The organism is Flavobacterium alvei (assembly GCF_002920895.1).
GTDB lineage: Bacteria > Bacteroidota > Bacteroidia > Flavobacteriales > Flavobacteriaceae > Flavobacterium > Flavobacterium alvei.
In genome coordinates, this window is sequence record NZ_PQVG01000002.1 from 305636 (window position 1) to 325587 (window position 19952).

Here is a 19952-nt window from a genome sequence, read left to right on the forward strand (position 1 = left end):
TAAAATAGATTTTAATTTCAAAAAAAAACTTTCTTAGCTATTTTGCCGATTCAATATTAGAAACTTCTAATACCAATTTTTACATTATTTCATTAAAAATTAGTAACCTAGTGTTTAATTTTTAAAATTAATGGATTATGAACAATGTAAAAAGTTTGAATAAATGGGCCAATGCGCACACTTATTTACCTGTAGATTTGCTTCGAATGGCACTTGGAATTTTCTTGTTCTGGAAAGGGGTTACTTTCATCACAAACATCCAGTATCTAGTAGATTTATTATCTCCTATCGACAAATTAGATGATGGAATGTCTGGTATGCTAATCGTTCATTATGTCGCTTCGGCACATTTTTTGAGAGGTATCTTAATTTTCTTCGGATTACTGACCAGATGGGCGCTCATCGTGCAATTACCTATTTTAATTGGAGCAGTTGTTATCAATTTTATGGGTGAAATGCATTCTCAAAACTTATTTTTATCCCTGATAACTCTTGTCATTTGCGTGGCTTTTATCATTTATGGTAGCGGAAAACATTCAGCTGACTACTATTTCAAAATGCAGGAATAAATGGCAAATAAAAAGGGAGAATTTTTGAAAAACTCTCCCTTTTTTATATTCGATAATGCTTTATTTACTTCGATAAAATACTTTCTCTTCTCATAATTTTACCCGTTGCAGTTTCTTGAAACTTAGGAATAAAAATAATTTCTTTTGGTATTTCGTATTTGTTTAAAAGACCAAAAACAGATTCTTCTATTTCTAATGGTTCGCCTTCAACATAAAGAATTGCTTTTTCGCCTAAAACCTCGTCTGTTTTTCCAAAAACAAAATAGCGTCTTGGGATTAAAGTTGAAAGTTTTTCCTCTATTTGTTCTGGCAATAATTTAATTCCTCCACTATTAATAACATTGTCAATTCTACCTTCCCAAATAAATTGAGTGTCCGAAATTAATTTTACAATATCATTGGTTACAATTGGATCTTTACTAATATTTTTGGCTTTAATCACCAAACATTGATTTTTATCCTCAGAAACAGAAACATTGGGTAAGGTTGTAAACGCTACGGCACCAATTTTTTTGGCAGCAATATGCGTAATGGTTTCAGTCATACCGTAGGTTTCATAAATTTCCATTGGCAATTTTACTAATTCTTGCTCTAGGGCTTTATGTACTCTTACACCACCAATAATTAATTTTTTAATCTTTTTTTGTTTCAGTTTTTCCAAAGAATTTTTGGCTTGTAAGGGAACCATTGCGCAAAAATCGAAACATTCGTCCATTTTTTCTAATGGATTTGAAGTTGGTTCCACAAATTTCATATCTAATCCTAAAATAAAGGAACGCACCCACATCATTTTTCCAGCTACATAATTAGTTGGCAAACAATGTAACATAGTATCTCCTGGTTGTAAACCAAAGAAATCTCCTGTTGCTAATGCTGAATCTAACATGGCTTGCTTTTCGATTCTAATAATTTTAGGAACACCAGTAGTTCCAGACGTTTGTAATTCGATATACGATTTTTCATCAAACCAGTCTAATAAGAAATTTCCAATGTGCTGTTCAAAAGGCTTACCTTCTTTGATGAAAGAATAGGCTACATAAAACATTTCTTTTCGACTAATATGTATTCCGTTGAGTTTAAAACGGTTGTGTATATTTTTATACGTTATTTTGTGCATTGTGTTGTATTAATTTGTAGTTTGTAATTTTGGAGCTTGAATTTTACCTGTTAGTTTAGTTTTCCAATTCGTCCAATTATATCTTTTTGCAAAGATATATAAGATTATCGGATACACAATTGCAATTGAAACTATCATTTCATTTAACATATCAACAGGTTTTTCAACACCCGAATACTTAAAAAGAGCATCTGTATGAATGGCTGAAACATCTGAAGTAATTAATAAAGCCGCCATCAAATTGTTGCCTAGATGAAACCCCAAAGCCAGTTCCAAACTTTCGTCCATTAATGTCATAATACCGAGTAAAAATCCTGTACCAATATAAAATACCATAACGCCATAACCCATTTGTTGAACCTCAGGATTGGCACTGTGGAACAGGCCAAAAACTATGGAAGTGAATAGCAACGGAAACCATCTATTCTTAACAACTATGCCTATTTGTTGCATCAAATATCCTCGAAATAAATATTCTTCCAATCCTATTTGACAAGGAAATAACAATAGGCTAATGGCAAACAAAATCGTAAATTTCAACGGATTAAAATTCAAAATTATGTTAGAATGATCTACCAAATAAGAGATTATAAACATCACTATTGTTAATGAAACAATCAATAAAAAAGAGAATAAAATTCTTTTATAATCTATTGATTTTCTAGAAGTAGTAAGCGAAAGCACACTTCTTTCGTGTAAAACACGTACCAACAAAAACAACAATAGCAACAGTAAAATAAAAGGCGACAAATTGATAAGAAGCGACAAATTATTAGGAACTTCGCTCATCGTTTTATAAACGGCATCCATTTCCTCTTGTGACATCATAAAATAAGCAACAAAATTGATGAGGAATACTCCTGCTGTCAAAAGGGTGGTAATTAAAACGCGCCACCAAGTATTATTTCCTTTATATGCTTGTTCTATAAACATTTACAAAAAATTATTAATTTAAGGATTAGTTTGTTTTTTGTCAGCCCGAAATTAAATTAATTTTCCGTTTTTATACTTTACTTTGCAAAAAAATTAAAAACAAATACTATGATTCAAATTTATCATAATTCACGTTGCGGAAAATCGAGAGAATGTCTTGCTTTCCTTGAAGATTCTGGCAAAGAATTTGAAATTGTCAAATATCTCGAAAATGTTCCAACCTTTGACGAATTGAAGTCCATCATCAAAAAATTGGATATAAAACCCATTGAATTAGTACGTCAGAAAGAAAAAATTTGGATTGAAAATTTTAAATCTAAAAAAATGTCTGATGATGAAATTATTCAAACTATGATTTTGAACCCCATTCTTATTGAAAGGCCTATTGTTATTAATAGCGATAAAGCATTCATAGCAAGACCTTTAGAAAAAGCTGTAGCTATTCTTTAAAACAATTTATCTTTATTTTAACAAACCTTTAGGATTTAGAGCTTAAACCTATGCCCTTTTCTGAAGTCTAAATTGGAAATTACCAAAAACTCATTTTAATGAAAAACCTTAAAATTACATTATTTGTATTGTTGATACTAACTTCAATAACCATTTATTCACAACAAAAACCTTCATTCCCAAAAATTAAGATTTATGGAAAAGTAATCGAAAAAGTAAGCAAACAACCATTGGAATATGCTACAATTTCATTTACTGATGAAACATCTCCTAAATCACTTGGAGGAGGAGTTACCAATCCAAAAGGAGAATTCGACATTGACATCACTCCAGGAACATATGACATTAAAATAGAATTCATATCCTTTAAACCCATTATAATCAAAGGGAAAAAACTTCAAGAAAAAACAAATTTAGGGCAAATAGCCTTAGAGGAAGACGCCACACAATTGAACGAAGTTGTGGTTCGTGCCGAAAAATCATCTGTCGAAATCAAACTGGACAAAAAAGTTTATAACGTAGGACAAGATATGATGGTAAAAGGCGGAACTGTAAGCGATGTTCTTGACAACGTTCCATCAGTTTCTGTTGATACCGAAGGAAATGTTAGCCTAAGAGGAAGTGATAACATCCGAATCTTAATCGACGGAAGACCTTCATATGCAGTAAATATTGCCGAAGCTTTGAGACAACTTCCTGCTGATGCAATTGATAAAGTGGAAGTTATTACAAATCCATCTGCTCGATATGACGCCGAAGGGGGTTCTGGAATAATCAACATTATTCTAAAAAAAGGTAAAAATCAAGGTTTCAACGGAACTGTAATTGCTTCAACCGGTATTCCAGAAACTTATGGAATAAGTGCCAATGTGAATTATAAAACAGAAAAATTAAACTACTTCACTACCGCTGGTTACAATTACAGAACAAATGAAGGTGGTGGTAAAACCAATTCCCAATATTTCAATGATGACGGTTCTACTAAAAACTTTCTAGACGAAGATCGAAACACAGAGAGAACAAGAGATGGTTTTAACGGAAGAGCTGGAATTGAATGGACAGTAGCTCCTAATACCTATTGGACAAATGCCATCAATTATCAAAAAGATAATGGTAATAATACTGATTTAATCAATTACAAAAACTATGATGCATCTCATAATTTTACGGGTTCAACTTACCGTTTGGGTACAGGAGAAAGTGGTGGTGAAAATGTTGAATTTACTTCCAACTTAATCAAAAACTTCAACGACAAAGGACACAAACTTACAGTTGATGGCTCCATTTCAAGAAATACAGATGACAGCCAAAGCATTATTACGGGTTCTAACAACTACAATAACACCTTAAATAACCAAGTTCAAAAACAAGCCCAAATACAAACCGATTATGTCCTTCCGCTGGGAGAAGGAAGTCAATTTGAAGCCGGATATAAAGGAAATTTCGGTGACTTAAATAACGAATACTACGTTCTTGACGATCAAGGAGTAAGAATAGAAAATTTGTCAAATACTTTAGAATATAAAGAATACATTAATGCACTTTATACTCAATATGGTTTCAAAAAAAATAAATTCTCTTATTTGTTTGGGTTGCGTTGGGAAGACACTAATATCGAAGTAAACTTATTGGACACCAACGATTTCAATACTAAAAAATACAACAATTTTTTCCCAAGTGCCTTTGTTAGTTATGAAATTTCAGATCAAAGCAACATTACCACAAGCTACAGCAAACGTTTGACTAGACCAAGAGGACGTTTTATGAATCCGGCAGTAAATTACTCTAGTAACGTTAATATTTTTCAAGGAAATCCTGACTTAGATCCATCTTTAACAGATAAATTCGATTTTGGATTTATCAAACGTTGGGACAAAATAACTTTCAATACTTCGGCCTATTTCGAAAACACAAAAGATGTTTTTAGCTTTGTGAGATCCCCTACAGGTGATGAAGTAAACGGAATTCCTGTTATTTTGAGCCGACCAATTAACTTAGGTAGAGAACAAAAATATGGTTTTGAGTTTACATTGAATTACAGCCCATTCAAAATATGGAAAGTAAACAGTAATTTCAATTTATATAATGTTAAAACAACTGGTGAAAACAGCTATACAGATACACAAGGCAACCTTGTTGTTCAAAATCTTGATAACCAAGCTAATAATTGGTCTGCAAGAGTTAGTTCAAAACTAACTTTGCCATACAAAATTGACTGGCAATTGAATGCTAACTACAATGGAGCTCAAAAAACCGCACAAGGAAGAAGCTTGGATCAGTTTGGTATGAATACTGCTTTCAGCAAAGATCTAATGAAAGACAAAGCTACCATTGCTCTCAATGTTAGTGATATTTTCAACACTCGAAAAATGAGATCTTATACTGAGCTTGAAAACCAAACTTCTTATGGCGAAATGCAGTTCCGTAAACGACAAATTAATTTATCATTCACCTACCGTTTTAACAAAGCAAAAGGAGAAAAAGATAAAAACGCCCAGCCTAAAAACGATGGCGGTGGAGATGGCGGTGGAGAATTCCCTGGATAATTTTAAAGCCTATTCATTTCAAGAAATGACCTATGAAGTAAAATTTCATAGGTCATTTTTTTATACCATAATTTCTAGTTCTTTTCAATATCTTTGAAACATAATTTCTAAAAAATGAAAAACTCACAAATTTTAGTTCTGTTCCTAATTGGCGCAGTACTTACCATTACAGGCGCATTATTCAAAATCACAAACGAACCCAAAGATTGGACTACTTTCTTTCTAATCATAGGAATGACTTTTGAAGCTGTCGCCGCAATATTGATGTTGCTCAAATTATTCAAGAAAAAAAACAATACCGATTCGTTTCTGGATAGTTAATTGTCCATCCGAAAACTAAATAAAAAGGGCTACATTCATTATCGAATGTAGCCCTTTTACAATTTATAAGTAATTTTTATCGTTGTTGTCTTGCTATTTCGCCGTGATGCGACAAATCTAATCCTAATTCTTGATCTTCTTCAGTAACTCTTACAGGAATAAATTTATTGATTATTTTAAACAATAATAAAGTAAAAAAGAAAGCATAACTGGTTGCAAATAGAATGGCTGCACATTCTTTAAACAACAACATAGCATCTCCTCCAAAAAACAATCCGTTCGGAATTGCCTCGTTTATAGCACTATTAGCAAAGAAACCCACACAAATGGTTCCAATAATTCCTCCCATTCCGTGAACCCCCCAAACATCAAGTGCATCATCCCAACCTTTCTTTTCTTTGAATTTTACCGCAGCAAAGCAACCAAAAGCAGCAATAATTCCAATGAGCGCCGCAGAATAAATATCAACAAATCCAGCAGCTGGAGTAATCGTTGCTAACCCAGCAACAGCCCCTGTCATTAATCCAATAAAAGTAGGTTTCTTTTTTCCTGTATTCCATTCGATAAGTAACCAAGTAACAGCAGCAAAAGAAGCCGCAGTATCTGTATTCAAAAATGAAGAAATAGTAATCGAATTCACTGCCAATTCACTTCCTGCATTAAATCCGTACCAACCAAACCATAGCAAAGCTGTACCAATAGCAACCAACGGAATATTATTGGGTTCGTGAGTAACTTGTCGGCGACCCACAAAATATACCGAAGCCAAAGCGGCAAATCCTGCAGTGGCATGGACAGTAATTCCTCCTGCAAAGTCAAAAACACCCCATTCAGCCAATAATCCTCCACCCCAAACCATATGAACGAAAGGATAGTAAACAAATATTTGCCAAAAAATTAGAAATACCACATAGGATTTGAATGATACTCTATTGATAAATGCTCCAGTAATCAATGCTGGTGTAATAATGGCAAACATCATTTGATAAGCAATAAAAATATATTCTGGAAATCGTTTATCCGCCGAATACAAGGTCGAAGGAGTGATTCCGTGATAAAAAGCTTTATCTAGATTCCCGATTATTCCAAAAAAATCAGAACCTGAATCCATATTTCCGCTAAAACAAAGCGAATATCCAAAAGCAAACCAAAGTACCGTTCCTATACCCATAGAAACAAAACTTTGCATCATTATACTTAAAATGTTTTTATTACATCCTAATCCACCATAGAAAAAAGCGAGTCCAGGCGTCATAAGCATCACCAAACTAGTGGCAAGAATCATAAAAGTGGTCAATCCTACGTCTAACATAATTATTTTATTAATTTCGACACAAAATTAACTAATCCTTTCGCAATATCACTAATGTTTATTTTACAAATTTCATATAATTTGTTATGTTTAATTAATTATAATAGGTATCATGCCGTAAATTGCAATATTATTTTGGTCAACCCCCTAAAAAATAGGGGTGCAATCAAATAAAAACCGTTATTTATTCTGGTTTTAAATTAATACCACAAAATGAACCTAAAAAAACAACTCAATATTATTTAATTCTCAATTTTATACCTTTGTTTTATCAAAATGACATAAATTATGAATATTAAACTCATCGCCATCGGCAAAACCGATAATAAAAATTTGCAAGCTTTGATTGATGAATATCAAAAACGATTGTCCTTTTATATCAAGTTTGATTTAGAAATAATTCCCGATATCAAGAACGTAAAAAACTTGTCGGAAAGTCAGCAAAAAGAAAAGGAAGGCGAATTGATTTTGGCAAAAATAACACCAACTGACCAACTCATTTTATTAGACGAAAACGGAAAAACCTTTTCGAGCGTTGGATTTTCTGAGGAATTGCAGAAGAAAATGAATTCGGGCGTGAAGACCTTGGTTTTTGTAATTGGAGGGCCTTATGGTTTTTCGGAAACGGTTTATGCCAAAGCACAAGGCAAAATATCGCTTTCGCTAATGACATTCTCTCATCAAATGGTGCGTCTGTTTTTTATCGAACAATTGTATCGTGGATTTACTATTTTGAAGAATGAACCGTATCATCATCAGTGATTTTGGTTTAAAATATTTAACATACAATTAATTTAAAACCAAAAACAAAAGCATTAAATTCTTATATTTGATTCGTATTTAAAATTGAATTGTAAAAACATGAAATCAAAACTTTCACTATTAATTATTCTTCTAATCTCAAATATTTCATTCAGTCAAGACAAAAAAGAACTCTTCTATGATTATGATCTAACTGAAATTTCAAAAGAGAAATTTATAACTTTAAAAAACAAAGACAATTATGCTTTGTCTTATGAAAACGAAAATTCAATAAAAACATATTTAGCAGAAATTAAAACGTCTGGAAAATTAAATTTTCATTTACTAGAAACTATTAAAAAATATCTTGTTGATCTGGATCCGAATACATCTTTTGCTCAAACAAATTTTATTGTGATTAATTATATTGACAATGACCCAAGCATCCATACTAAAGGTTATCAAGTGCCTTGGGACGTTTTTACAAAGGACATTTCAAAATCCTTTAAAAAATCTGACAAAGTTACCCACTTTTATATCATAAATCCAGATGTAAAAGATTTGTTTTACTACCACGGTGATAAAATTAACTGGAAAACAGATAAAGACCATTTTATAAAAGACAAATTTTTCCCTTTCAAATTAAATGGTGGTTTTTTAATAATAGATAAGGACGGAAATTATATTTCGTACAAAGGTGAATACTCTAAAAAAGATGTTTTAGAGAAATTGAAAGAAATGAAGGAAAAGTGAATTAATTTAGTATATATATTCTTCATTGGTCAAATTCAAATCAGGGAAATACAATTTTAAACTTTGAATAAAAATTTTGTCTTGAATATAATTTCCAAAAGTTAAATCTTTTGAAAAACAAAAAAGATATTTATTTGGCTTTTCACTTGGTAAAGCGTTTAAATATTCTTGCAAATTGTCTTTTTTTACTAAAAGATTTTCCATAGAAAACCAATCAAAAACATATATTTCGTTGTGTTTATTAAAGTAAACTATCACTCCATATTTTGGTTTTCCCATTTTATAATACACTTTCGTGAACGGCAAAAAAGCCATATTCTTGCCAATACTATCCGCATACGAATAATAATTCTCGGCTTTTTCATTTTTGTGAGCCACTTCTTCTCTCTTTTTTTGCTGCAATTTCATCACTTCGGGAATGACCAATCGCAACGGCAATCGTTTGTCAATATTGAAAATCCAACTGGTCGAAATAATCTCGTTTTTCTTGTTGACTTCCGCTAAAGTGTCTTTGTCCTTGGTTCTAAAAAAAATATAAATCGGCGAATGATCTACAACATTAGAAACGACAGTAACATTCGATTTGGGCAATAAAATATCTTCTTTATTTCCGCAAGAAAACACAACAAAAAGGAGTATTAAACTAAAATATTTCATTTTTAGGAATTAATTTTATTAAAAATAGTCACGCATTCAACTGCTTCATTCACATCGTGAACTCGTAGAATTTTTGCCCCTTTGTTTAAAGCAATTGTATTGATTATTGTGGTTCCGTTTAAAGCTTCTTCGGGAGTTTGTTGAAACAAATTATAAATCATAGATTTTCTAGAAACACCCGATAGCAAAGGCAATTCTAACATTTTAAACAACTCTAATTGCTGCAAAACCTCATAATTTTGATCTAAAGTTTTGGCGAAACCAAATCCAGGATCAACAATCAAATCGTTGATACCAAAACTTCTAGCAAGAGACACTTTTTCAGAAAAATAGAAAAGCATTTCCTTAACTATATTGCTATAACTTGTCATGGCTTGCATCGTTTGTGGCGTGCCTCGCATATGCATCATTATGTATGGAACATTGTATTTTGCAACAGTTTCCATCATCTTTTCGTCCAGATTTCCTGCCGAAATATCGTTAACAATTGCCGCACCGTTTTCGATACAAATTCGCGCCACTTCGCTTCTAAAAGTGTCAATCGAAATCAAAGTTTCGGGATAATATTCCAAAATCAAATTAACGATGGGAACTATTCTTTGCAATTCTTCCTCTTCCGAAACAAATTCGGCGCTCGGCTTACTGGAATAGGCACCAATATCAATAAATGTTGCTCCATCGCTCAACATTTTCGCTACTTGCGACAGCATTTGACTTCCGTCTTTATACTTTCCTCCATCAAAAAAGGAATTTGGAGTCACGTTCAAAATCCCCATTACTTTAGGCGATGTCAAATCGATAAGTTGTCCTTTGCAGTTTATTGTCATCTTAAATCAAATTTCGTTTGTCATCATTCTTAAAACAAAATAATTATACTTATTTTTGTGACAAATATACATCATTAAATGAACATTACTTCACAACAATACGATAGCATAGTTGCCATTTGTCGCTCACTATTTATCAATAAAATGAAAGATTATGGCAGTGCTTGGCGCATTTTAAGACTGCCTTCGCTAACAGACCAAATCTTTATCAAAGCCCAAAGAATTAGAAGTTTACAAGAAAACGAAGTTCGAAAAGTCGATGAAGACGAAACTGGAGAATTCATCGGAATCATTAATTATTCGATTATGGCATTGATTCAACTCGAATTGGGCGTTGTAGATCAACCCGATTTGAATGTAGAAGAGGCAACCGAATTGTATGATGCCAAAGTAAAATTGACCAAAGATTTGATGGAAGCCAAAAATCATGACTATGGCGAAGCTTGGCGCGAAATGCGTGTGAGTTCTTTAACCGATTTGATTTTGCAAAAACTACTTCGAGTGAAACAAATTGAAGACAATAAAGGAAAAACATTAGTTTCGGAAGGGATTGATGCTAATTATCAAGACATGATTAATTATGCTGTTTTTGCTTTGATTTTAAGTAATAAAGCTTAAAATAAGTAACCAATTTTTGTAAACAAATTATATAAAAAATGAAAAATTTCATTGCACAATTTTCAAGACTTTTTGTTGGGATTTTATTCATTATTTCGGGCTTAATCAAACTCAATGACCCACTAGGATTCTCCTATAAGCTGGACGAATATTTTAGCGAACCTGTATTTAACATGCCTTTTTTCGTACCTTACACGTTGGCAATTGCTTTGTTCTTAGTGATTTTAGAAGTGGTTTTGGGAGTAATGCTTCTTTTGGGTTATAAATCAAAAACCACCATTTGGAGTTTGCTTTTATTGGTTATTTTATTCACGTTTTTGACTTTTTATTCAGCCTATTTTGATGTCGTTAAAGACTGTGGTTGTTTTGGCGATGCTTTACATTTAACGCCTTGGCAATCCTTTTCAAAAGATTTAATTTTATTATTTTTCATTCTAATATTGCTGTACAATCAAAAATATATTAAATCAATTTTTTCGAATAAAACTCAAAATATTTTGGTTATAGCAAGCATTGTTTTGTGTTCATTTATGGGATATTGGGTTTTAAATCATTTGCCATTAAAAGATTTTAGACCCTATAAAATAGGAACTAACATCCGAAAATCTATGGAAATTCCGGACAATGCTCCAAAAAGTGTGGTTGAAATGATTTTTATTTATAAAGTGAATGGCGTTGACAAAGAATTTACCGAAAAAGATTTGATGTCTCTTCCGGCAGGAGCTGAATTTGTGGATAGAAAAGACAAAGTTATCGTTCAAGGCTACTTACCTCCTATTCACGATTTTAAATTAGATTTAAACGGCGAAGATCAAACCAATATGATTTTAGCTAAAGAAAAATCACTCCTGATTGTGGCTTATGACTTAGAAAAAGCAAATCCAGAAGGTTTGAAAAAAGTAAACGAATTGTATAAAAATGCTACTGCAAAAGGATATTATGTTGCATTACTAACAGGCTCTTCGGCTGATGTTATTGAAAATGTAAAAAAGAAATACAACTTTAGTTTTGATTGTCTCTTCTGTGATGCCACAGCCCTAAAAACAATCGAAAGAGCTAATCCAAGTTTTGTTATACTAAATTACGGAACTGTTACTCAAAAAGTTCACTACAATGACATCACAGATTTGAACCTTTAATTTACAGTTAATTATGAGTAGTCGAACAGAAAGAAGAAAGAAAAAATGGCTATACATTTTTGTGAGTTCTATTATTTTTGGAATAGGATATTATTTTCTAAACGAGGTTTCAACTTGGTTTGAAGTTCCTTTGGGAGTCACATTTCATGTGATTTTTGGATGTACTTTAATGGCAATTTCTGGAATTTATATTGGCTATTCCATTAAAAAAATGTATTTTACTAAAAGAAAAAAAAGAAGTAAACGAATCTATTTAGAGGATACTAAAGATGAAAAATCGAAATAAAAACAATACTACTCATCTGTAATTGAATACACTAACAAATTACGAAATCGAAATAGTACAAATCCCTGAAATAATGCACTTTACCCTTCGTTATTCTATTTTTAAAATGTAACTTTGGGCAAAATTTTTAAAAATGAATAAAATACTTCTATTAGTTTTTGCTGTAATTAGTTTTTCTTGTTCTCAAGCCCAAAAAAACTCCTTTTCGAAAGAAGCTCTATCTGAAACTTTACTAGCAACCGACGGAAAACAAGTCACTTTTAAAAATATTTTAAAAAACCACAAAGGCAAAACACTTGTCATCGAAATTTGGGCATCTTGGTGTGGCGATTGTGTCAAAGCAATGCCAAAAATAAAAGAACTACAAACCAATAATCCAAACACAGCTTATGTTTTTATTTCAATGGATAAAACAGCTGATAAATGGAAAGAAGGAATTATAAAGCACGAACTCAAAGGCGAGCATTATATGGCTAATGACCAAATGAAAGGCGTGTTCGGAAAAGCCATCGACTTAGATTGGATTCCAAGATATATCATCATTGACAAAACTGGTAAAATTGTAATTTACAGAGCAATTGAAACCGATTTCGAAAAAATTAATGCCACTTTGAAAGAGTTGAATAAATAAAAAACAATGTCAATTTCAAAACAATAAAAAACAAACAATAAACAATAAAACACAATTAAAATGAGAAAGAAGATTGTAGCAGGAAACTGGAAAATGCATAAAAATGCTACTCAAACAGCAGAATTATTAAATGAATTAAAAGCTCAAGTTTCAACTAAAAATAATGCACAAGTAATTGTAGCACCTACTTTTGTTAATTTAGCTTTAGCAACAAGCTTATTAGAAGGAACCTCAATTCAAGTTTCGGCTCAAAACATGCACCAAGCAGCTAGTGGAGCATATACAGGAGAAATTACAGCCGATATGCTAAAAAGTGTTGGTGTAAACACTGTAATCCTTGGACATTCTGAGCGTAGAGCTATTTTTCACGAAACTGATGCTTTGATCGCAAGCAAAGTGGACGCTGCTTTACAAAATGATATGACCGTTATTTTTTGCTTTGGCGAAGAATTGAAAGACCGTCAATCAAAAAATCATTTCAATATTGTTGAAAACCAATTGAAAGATGGTTTGTTTCATCTTCAAGCTAAAGATTGGGAAAAAATTGTATTGGCTTACGAACCCGTTTGGGCAATCGGAACAGGTGAAACAGCTAGTCCAGAACAAGCACAAGAAATGCACGAATTCATCAGAGAAACGGTTCGCAAAGCTTATGGAAGTGATATTGCCGAAGATGTTTCTATCCTTTATGGTGGAAGTGTTAAACCTGACAATGCCAAAGAAATTTTCTCTAAACCAGATGTTGATGGTGGCTTAATTGGTGGAGCAGCACTTAATTCAAAAGACTTTTTGGCCATTGTAAACGCTATCTAAGAATTTAGATTAAACTTTATATGGGAATCCTCAATTATGAAAATAGTTGGGGATTTTTTAATTTTATATTCAACTGATTTTAGCACTATTTTCGTATATTTGAGTTGCATCATTTTCAAAAATTGTAATGCTAGAATCCAATAACTCCATTATTTCTGCTCAAAATATCACACTTGTTCATAGTGGCGAAGACTATTTTGCCAGACTTGAACAGATGATTTTAGAATCAGAATTAGAAATTCACATCCAAACTTATATTTTTGAATATGATGCTACAGGAAAAAAAATAATTGCTGCTTTAAAAAAAGCCGCTGCAAAAAATGTAAAAATCAACATTCTCATTGATGGTTTTGGTTCATTAAATTTCCCAAAAGAAGTCATTCATAACTTATCTAAAATAGGAATCAATTTTAGAATCTTCTCCCCTTTATTTTCGGCCAATTCATTGTATATCGGACGAAGATTGCATCATAAAGTAATCGTTTCTGATGCAAAAAAAGTTTTAATTGGCGGAATTAATATTGCCGATAAATACCACGGAAATCCAAAAGAAAAACCTTGGCTTGACTATGCGGTTGAAATTACAGACGAAACTATTGCAAAATCTCTTCAAGAATTGTGTAGAGATATGTATTTCAAGAATAGAATTATTCGAAGAAAAAAAATCAAATCTTTCATAGAAAACTCCCAAGAAAATTGTGTTACTATCCTTCAAAATGATTGGCTAAAACGAAAAAACGAGGTTTTCAAAAGCTATATCAACAAAATTAGCACTGCCGAAAAAGAGATTGTAATTGTAAATAGTTATTTTTTGCCTGGTAAAAAGCTGATTAAAACCTTAAAAATAGCGGCTCAAAATAATGTAAACATCAAATTAATTCTTTCGGGAATCTCGGACGTACCGATGGCGAGAAGAGCTAGTTGTCATTTGTATTCTAAACTTTTAAGATACAATATTGAATTATACGAATGGAAAAAAACTATTTTGCACGGAAAAACAGCAGTTATTGATGGCAATTGGACAACAATTGGCTCTTTCAATCTCAACAATTTGAGTTCGTTTGCCAGCATCGAAATGAATGTAGCCATCGAATCGGATAGATTTGCCAAAGAATATTTAGTACATCTTTCTGAAATCATCAATCAATGCGAAAGAATTACGGCTGAAACCATTGATACAAAACATAATTGGACTTCAAAATTTACTAATTGGGCTTCGTATTGGCTGTCCAGAATAATCGAAATAATAATTACATTCATTCCGCATAAAAGATTTAGAAAATTCTATTAAAGAATAAAAAATACATCACTAAATTTACTGATATTCAACAGATTATTCGTATATTTACTCCAATTCGTTTATATCTTCTACACTTATAAATAAGTTGCGCTTTTTAAAAATAATCCCTTTTTGAAATGGAAACTATTTTAAAAATAATCCGCATTTTTAAGTCCTTCTTACTTGATATTGGAGAACTATCTCTTTTTGCTGGGCGTTTTTTCAAAGAAGTTTTAAAACGTCCTTTCGAATTCAAAGAATTTATCCGACAATGCTACAATATGGGAAACCGCTCTCTTCTTTTAGTAGCCGTTACAGGATTTATCATAGGATTAGTATTTACGCTACAATCACGCCCTACACTTCAAGAATTCGGCGCCGTTTCTTGGATGCCAGCTATGGTCAGCATTTCGATTATTCGAGAAATTGGCCCTATCATTACTGCTTTGATTTGTGCAGGAAGAATTGGTTCTGGTATTGGAGCAGAATTAGGATCCATGAAAGTCACCGAACAAATCGATGCTATGGAAGTTTCAGGAACTAATCCGTTCAAATATTTAGTCGTGACCCGAATTTTGGCCACTACCTTTATGCTGCCCATTTTAGTTCTATTGGGTGATGCCATCGCTCTTTATGGTTCCTATCTAGTAGAAAACACAAAAGGAAATATTTCGTTTTTATTGTATTTTAATAAAGTCGCCGAAGCCTTAGAATTTGGCGACTTAATTCCCGCAACCATCAAGTCATTTTTCTTTGGTTTTGCCATCGGATTAGTAGGTTGTTTTAAAGGGTATAACTGTAAAAAAGGCACTGCTGGCGTAGGTCTTGCCGCTAATTCTGCTGTAGTTTTCACCTCGATGTTGCTTTTTATAATCGATTTTATTGCTGTTTTTGTAACCGACATTTTTTATGATTTATAAATTATGGAAACCTTTCAATACAATACTGAATCAATCATAGAGATTAAGAACCTGAAAAAAAGTTATGGAGAAAATCATGTTTTAAATGGCTTCAATATGAACTTAGTCGAAGGTGAAAATCTGGTTATTATGGGAAAATCTGGTTCAGGAAAATCTGTAATGATTAAATGTTTGATTGGACTCGAAGACCCTGATAGCGGCACAATTTGCGTGATGGGAAAAGACATTAGCCAATTGAAACACGACGAACTCGATGAACTTCGAACCGAAGTTGGATTTCTTTTTCAAGGAAGTGCGCTTTATGATTCGATGACAGTTCGAGAAAATCTAGAATTTCCGCTGAGACGTCATACCAAAAAGTTTGGAGTCATAAAAGACACCACGCCTTTAGTAATGGAAGCCTTAGAAAATGTTGGCTTGGCTAACACCATCAATTTAATGCCAGAAGAGCTTTCTGGAGGAATGAAACGTCGAATTGCATTAGCAAGAACCTTGATTTTGCAACCCAAAATTATTTTGTATGACGAACCTACAACGGGATTAGACCCAATTACTGCCAAAGAAATAATTTTGCTAATGATTTCTATTCAAAAAAAATACAATACTTCTTCCATCATTATAACTCACGATGTAGATTGTGCCAGAGCCATTTCCAATCGAATGATTTTATTAGTAGATGGGATAAATTATGTTGAAGGAACTTTTGAAGAGATAATTGCCTTAAATGACCCTAAAATTCAAGCCTTTTTTAAATAAATACAAAATGGAAAAATCAGCATCACAAAAAATATACCTAGGTCTATTTGTCATCTTCGGATTATTGATTTTAATACTTGCCGTTTATTTTATTGGCGACAAGCAAAAAATGTTTGGCAAAACAAATCACTTAGAAGCCGTTTTTAACAACGTAAACGGTTTACAATTAGGAAACAATGTTCGCTATTCAGGAATTAGCGTCGGAACTGTTAGAGGAATCGAAATGATCAACGACACCACCGTTCGGGTCGATATGATTATAGACAAAGCCATTTTCCCTTATATAAAAAAAGATGCTATTGCCACAATCAGCTCGGATGGTTTAGTAGGAAATATGATTATAAATATTATTCCAGGTAAAGAAAATCAACCTTCAATTGAACCCGGCGAAACCATTAAGACTTTCAATCGCATTCGAACCGAAGACCTTTTAAACACACTTAGTATAACCAATAAAAATGCAGCAACACTAACAGCCAATTTACTCAAAATTACCGATAAAATCATTGAAGGCAAAGGAACAATAGGTTCTTTGTTGAATGACACTCTAATCTCGAGAGACTTAGGCGAAACGATGCGCTATTTGAAACTAACCACCAAAAGCGCTTCTGAAACGGTATCAAAAATAGACAAAATCGTAACTTCACTAGATAATAAAGACAATGTTTTGGGAGTTATAAAAGATACAGCTGTAGCCCATAATTTAAAAATTACAATGGCAAATTTAGCTCAATCCACTTCCGAAATTAACAAAGTGGTTACTAACCTCAACGCAACAATTCTCAATATTAAAGACGGAAAAGGAAGCATCAACTATCTTTCGAACAATCCCGATTTAGTTCGAAAAATTGATTCGACTATGACCAATCTTAATGCTGCAAGCATCAAACTAAACGAAGACTTAGAAGCGATGAAGCACAATTTTTTACTTCGAGGCTATTTCAAAAAACAAGAAAAGGAAAATAAAAAATAAAGGATTAACTATATATTTTTCAACGCTTCAACCAATAAATCGATTTCTGCTTTGGTATTGAAATGACTAAAAGAAATGCGTAAACTTGGTTTTTTCAAATCTTCATTCGAAAGCATTTCAGCCAAAACATGAGAAGGTTTTATACTACCTGACTGGCAAGCACTGCCACGCGAAACAGCAATCCCTTTCATATCCAAATTAAATAATATCATCGCTGTTTTAGTTTCAGAAATGGGTAATAAAACATTCAAAATGGTATAAATTCCATCGGGATTTCCATTGATTTGAAAATCGGGGAATTCAATTTCTAATCTGGAAATCAAGTATTTTTTTAATTCAAAAATGTAATTTCTTTCGGTTTCTAAATGGGCATACGAAAGTTCCAAAGCTTTTGCCATTCCTGCAATTTGATGAACGGCTTCGGTTCCGGGACGCAAGCCTTTTTCTTGTTCGCCACCATAAAAAAGAGGTTGTAATCCTGAATTTTTCTTCACAAATGCAAAACCAATTCCTTTTGGTCCGTGAAATTTATGAGCACTTGCTACCATAAAATCGATTGGTGAATGCTGCAAATCAATCTCGATTTTGCCAACAGATTGCACCATATCTGAATGAAAAAGGGCATTATGTTGTTCGCAAATTCGTCCTACTTTTGTCACGTCCAAAAGAGTTCCAATTTCGTTATTCACATGCATTAAGCTTACCAAAGTTTTGATTTCCTGCGAGAGCAAATCCACTAAATCGGTCAAATCAATTTCACCATTAGATTTAAGACTTACAAAATCTACTTGAATTCCAAATTCTTTTTGCAATAACTCAACAGTATGTAAAACAGCGTGATGCTCTATTTTACTTAAAATTATTCTTTCAACATTTAAATCCTTAACTGCCGAGCGAAGAATCCAATTATTAGCTTCAGTTCCGCATGATGTAAAGATAATTTCGGAAGCAGAAACATTCAAAGACTTAGCTATTGTCTTTCTAGAAAGTTCTACAATACTTTTAGCATTTCGTCCAAAACTATGTGTTGACGAAGGATTTCCAAAATCTTCTGTCAATACTTTTGTCATTTCGTGAATGACTTCTGGACGAAGTTGTGTCGTCGAGGCGTTATCGAGATATATTTTTTTCATTGGCACAAAGTTATGAAATAGCTACTAACAACAGGTTTATTTACAGAAAAAACATCACGATAGAAAATACAATATCCTAATACCAAATGAAAAATAAATAGCCAAATATGATGCATCAATTATGATTTCATTACGATCAATTGGTAATTTTTTCACTATTTTTGCCAGAAATATATTGAAAATGAAAAGAGTTTTTAGCCTATTGGTTTTTGTTCTGTTACTAAACGGATGTGATGACGGGAATTTAACTTTAGAAACCATTGATTTTGAGAATGCAACAACACAAACCTGCAGCGTTAATAATATTATATACAAACTAAAAGAAAAAGAAGCTTTATTGCTTGAAATTCCAAAAACTACGTTTGTAAATGAACCATCAAATATTGATTCCTCAACTGGAGATTATATTCCAACTGTTATCGATATTGACAATTCAACCTACAAAGTTGTATATCGTTTTTATGACGGAACTGTAGCAGCTGATAATATTTGCAGCACCATTCCGCCTGCAAAACCTTACGTATCTGATCAATGGACTGCAATATCAGGAAAAATAGAAATAACTACAACTACAATAACATCAGCAGGAAGCATCCCTGGAAGCACCGTAATTACAGGTTACAATCATCGTATTATTTTTAAAAACATCACTTTTGACAAAGGCAATGGCACTCAAGTTTATGAGACATTTGTTTTTGGTGATTACACCACCTCAGCCACTCCTTTACCTTTCGGTTTTGACAAAACAGTCGAAAAGTGTACTACAACTAAAGATCTTTACAATTATATAAGCGGCGAATCGTTAACGCTTGAAAATATTGATGATGCACTAATTGTCAATATAGAAACACCTTTGAACACACCAAGAACTGCTTTGATTGGAACCGTCAAAAACAAACTCACCTATCGTTTATTCAATGGATTACTTACTCCAAGTTATTTTTGCAACACAATAACACCTGTAATTCCAACAGTAAGCGAAGAATGGAATGCTGTAAGTGGAGTGGCGAACGTGAGCGGAATTATAGAAGTTACTACAATAAAAAGCGGAACAACAGCTTTTAAACATACTATAGTTATTAAAAATGCTACTTTAAAGAAAGGAAATAGCAGCTTCAAACTTGGAGATGCTTATATTTATGGGGAATTAATCACCTCCTAATTCAGAAGTAATCTTA

General features: G+C 32.6%; 22 protein-coding genes. 16 read left to right on the plus strand and 6 right to left on the minus strand.

From position 1 onward, the window contains the following. Positions 1–137: 137 nt before the first annotated feature. Entirely contained in the window at positions 138–569 is a 432-nt protein-coding gene (locus tag C3L50_RS04335; protein ID WP_103804916.1) for a DoxX family protein, read from the plus strand. 64 nt (positions 570–633) lie between these two features. Here the strand turns inward: C3L50_RS04335 and C3L50_RS04340 are convergent, their stop codons facing one another. Further along, on the minus strand, positions 634–1686 hold the full coding sequence (locus tag C3L50_RS04340) for an AMP-binding protein (protein WP_103804917.1): 1053 nt from the start codon (positions 1684–1686) through the stop codon (positions 634–636). A 9-nt stretch (positions 1687–1695) separates the two neighbouring features. Continuing rightward, on the minus strand, positions 1696–2619 hold the full coding sequence (locus tag C3L50_RS04345; protein ID WP_103804918.1) for a CPBP family intramembrane glutamic endopeptidase: 924 nt from the start codon (positions 2617–2619) through the stop codon (positions 1696–1698). 108 nt (positions 2620–2727) lie between these two features. On the opposite strand from C3L50_RS04345, the gene arsC reads away from it, so the two are divergent. The 3 genes from arsC to C3L50_RS04360 all read left to right on the plus strand — a co-directional run bounded on the left by arsC (position 2728) and on the right by C3L50_RS04360 (position 5936). Beyond that, on the plus strand, positions 2728–3069 hold the full coding sequence (gene arsC / locus C3L50_RS04350; RefSeq protein WP_103804919.1) for an arsenate reductase (glutaredoxin): 342 nt from the start codon (positions 2728–2730) through the stop codon (positions 3067–3069). A 98-nt stretch (positions 3070–3167) separates the two neighbouring features. Continuing rightward, entirely contained in the window at positions 3168–5615 is a 2448-nt protein-coding gene (locus C3L50_RS04355; RefSeq protein WP_103804920.1) for an outer membrane beta-barrel family protein, read from the plus strand. A 114-nt stretch (positions 5616–5729) separates the two neighbouring features. Continuing rightward, positions 5730–5936: a GldL-related protein gene (locus C3L50_RS04360; protein ID WP_103804921.1), complete on the plus strand. Its 207-nt coding sequence runs from the start codon at positions 5730–5732 to the stop codon at positions 5934–5936. A 76-nt stretch (positions 5937–6012) separates the two neighbouring features. Here C3L50_RS04360 and C3L50_RS04365 read toward each other — a convergent pair whose 3' ends face one another. Next, positions 6013–7248, minus strand: a complete 1236-nt coding sequence (locus C3L50_RS04365) for an ammonium transporter (protein WP_207764304.1) — start codon at positions 7246–7248, stop codon at positions 6013–6015. Positions 7249–7536: 288 nt separating this feature from the next. Between C3L50_RS04365 and rlmH the strand changes: the two genes are divergently transcribed. Both rlmH and C3L50_RS04375 read left to right on the plus strand, forming a co-directional pair. Beyond that, on the plus strand, positions 7537–8010 hold the full coding sequence (rlmH, locus tag C3L50_RS04370; protein ID WP_103804923.1) for a 23S rRNA (pseudouridine(1915)-N(3))-methyltransferase RlmH: 474 nt from the start codon (positions 7537–7539) through the stop codon (positions 8008–8010). Between the two features lie 99 nt (positions 8011–8109). After that, entirely contained in the window at positions 8110–8742 is a 633-nt protein-coding gene (locus C3L50_RS04375) for a hypothetical protein (protein WP_103804924.1), read from the plus strand. Positions 8743–8748: 6 nt separating this feature from the next. Here the strand turns inward: C3L50_RS04375 and C3L50_RS04380 are convergent, their stop codons facing one another. Next, a complete protein-coding gene (locus tag C3L50_RS04380; RefSeq protein ID WP_103804925.1) occupies positions 8749–9399 on the minus strand; it encodes a hypothetical protein in 651 nt (216 codons plus the stop codon). Between the two features lie 2 nt (positions 9400–9401). Continuing rightward, complete coding sequence (gene folP, locus C3L50_RS04385; protein WP_103804926.1) at positions 9402–10226, minus strand: dihydropteroate synthase; 825 nt, start codon at positions 10224–10226, stop codon at positions 9402–9404. 78 nt (positions 10227–10304) lie between these two features. Between folP and C3L50_RS04390 the strand changes: the two genes are divergently transcribed. The 9 genes from C3L50_RS04390 (at position 10305) to C3L50_RS04430 (ending at position 17641) form a co-directional block, all read left to right on the plus strand. Beyond that, entirely contained in the window at positions 10305–10844 is a 540-nt protein-coding gene (locus C3L50_RS04390) for a DUF1599 domain-containing protein (protein WP_103804927.1), read from the plus strand. Positions 10845–10882: 38 nt separating this feature from the next. Further along, positions 10883–11983 (plus strand): BT_3928 family protein, encoded by a 1101-nt coding sequence (locus C3L50_RS04395; protein ID WP_103804928.1) that lies wholly within the window; start codon positions 10883–10885, stop codon positions 11981–11983. Between the two features lie 13 nt (positions 11984–11996). Beyond that, a complete protein-coding gene (locus tag C3L50_RS04400) occupies positions 11997–12269 on the plus strand; it encodes a hypothetical protein (RefSeq protein WP_103804929.1) in 273 nt (90 codons plus the stop codon). Between the two features lie 133 nt (positions 12270–12402). Further along, positions 12403–12900, plus strand: a complete 498-nt coding sequence (locus C3L50_RS04405; RefSeq protein ID WP_103804930.1) for a TlpA family protein disulfide reductase — start codon at positions 12403–12405, stop codon at positions 12898–12900. 60 nt (positions 12901–12960) lie between these two features. Beyond that, positions 12961–13713: a triose-phosphate isomerase gene (tpiA, locus tag C3L50_RS04410; protein ID WP_103804931.1), complete on the plus strand. Its 753-nt coding sequence runs from the start codon at positions 12961–12963 to the stop codon at positions 13711–13713. 127 nt (positions 13714–13840) lie between these two features. Next, positions 13841–15004, plus strand: coding sequence for a phospholipase D-like domain-containing protein (locus C3L50_RS04415; RefSeq protein ID WP_103804932.1), 1164 nt, complete (start codon positions 13841–13843; stop codon positions 15002–15004). Positions 15005–15129: 125 nt separating this feature from the next. After that, on the plus strand, positions 15130–15912 hold the full coding sequence (locus tag C3L50_RS04420) for an MlaE family ABC transporter permease (protein WP_103804933.1): 783 nt from the start codon (positions 15130–15132) through the stop codon (positions 15910–15912). 3 nt (positions 15913–15915) lie between these two features. Beyond that, complete coding sequence (locus C3L50_RS04425) at positions 15916–16668, plus strand: ABC transporter ATP-binding protein (RefSeq protein WP_103804934.1); 753 nt, start codon at positions 15916–15918, stop codon at positions 16666–16668. A 7-nt stretch (positions 16669–16675) separates the two neighbouring features. Further along, complete coding sequence (locus C3L50_RS04430) at positions 16676–17641, plus strand: MlaD family protein (protein WP_103805125.1); 966 nt, start codon at positions 16676–16678, stop codon at positions 17639–17641. An 8-nt stretch (positions 17642–17649) separates the two neighbouring features. On the opposite strand, the gene C3L50_RS04435 is transcribed toward C3L50_RS04430, so the two are convergent. After that, positions 17650–18774: a cysteine desulfurase family protein gene (locus C3L50_RS04435; RefSeq protein WP_103804935.1), complete on the minus strand. Its 1125-nt coding sequence runs from the start codon at positions 18772–18774 to the stop codon at positions 17650–17652. 181 nt (positions 18775–18955) lie between these two features. On the opposite strand from C3L50_RS04435, the gene C3L50_RS04440 reads away from it, so the two are divergent. Beyond that, positions 18956–19936, plus strand: coding sequence for a hypothetical protein (locus C3L50_RS04440; protein WP_103804936.1), 981 nt, complete (start codon positions 18956–18958; stop codon positions 19934–19936). Positions 19937–19952 lie beyond the last annotated feature (16 nt).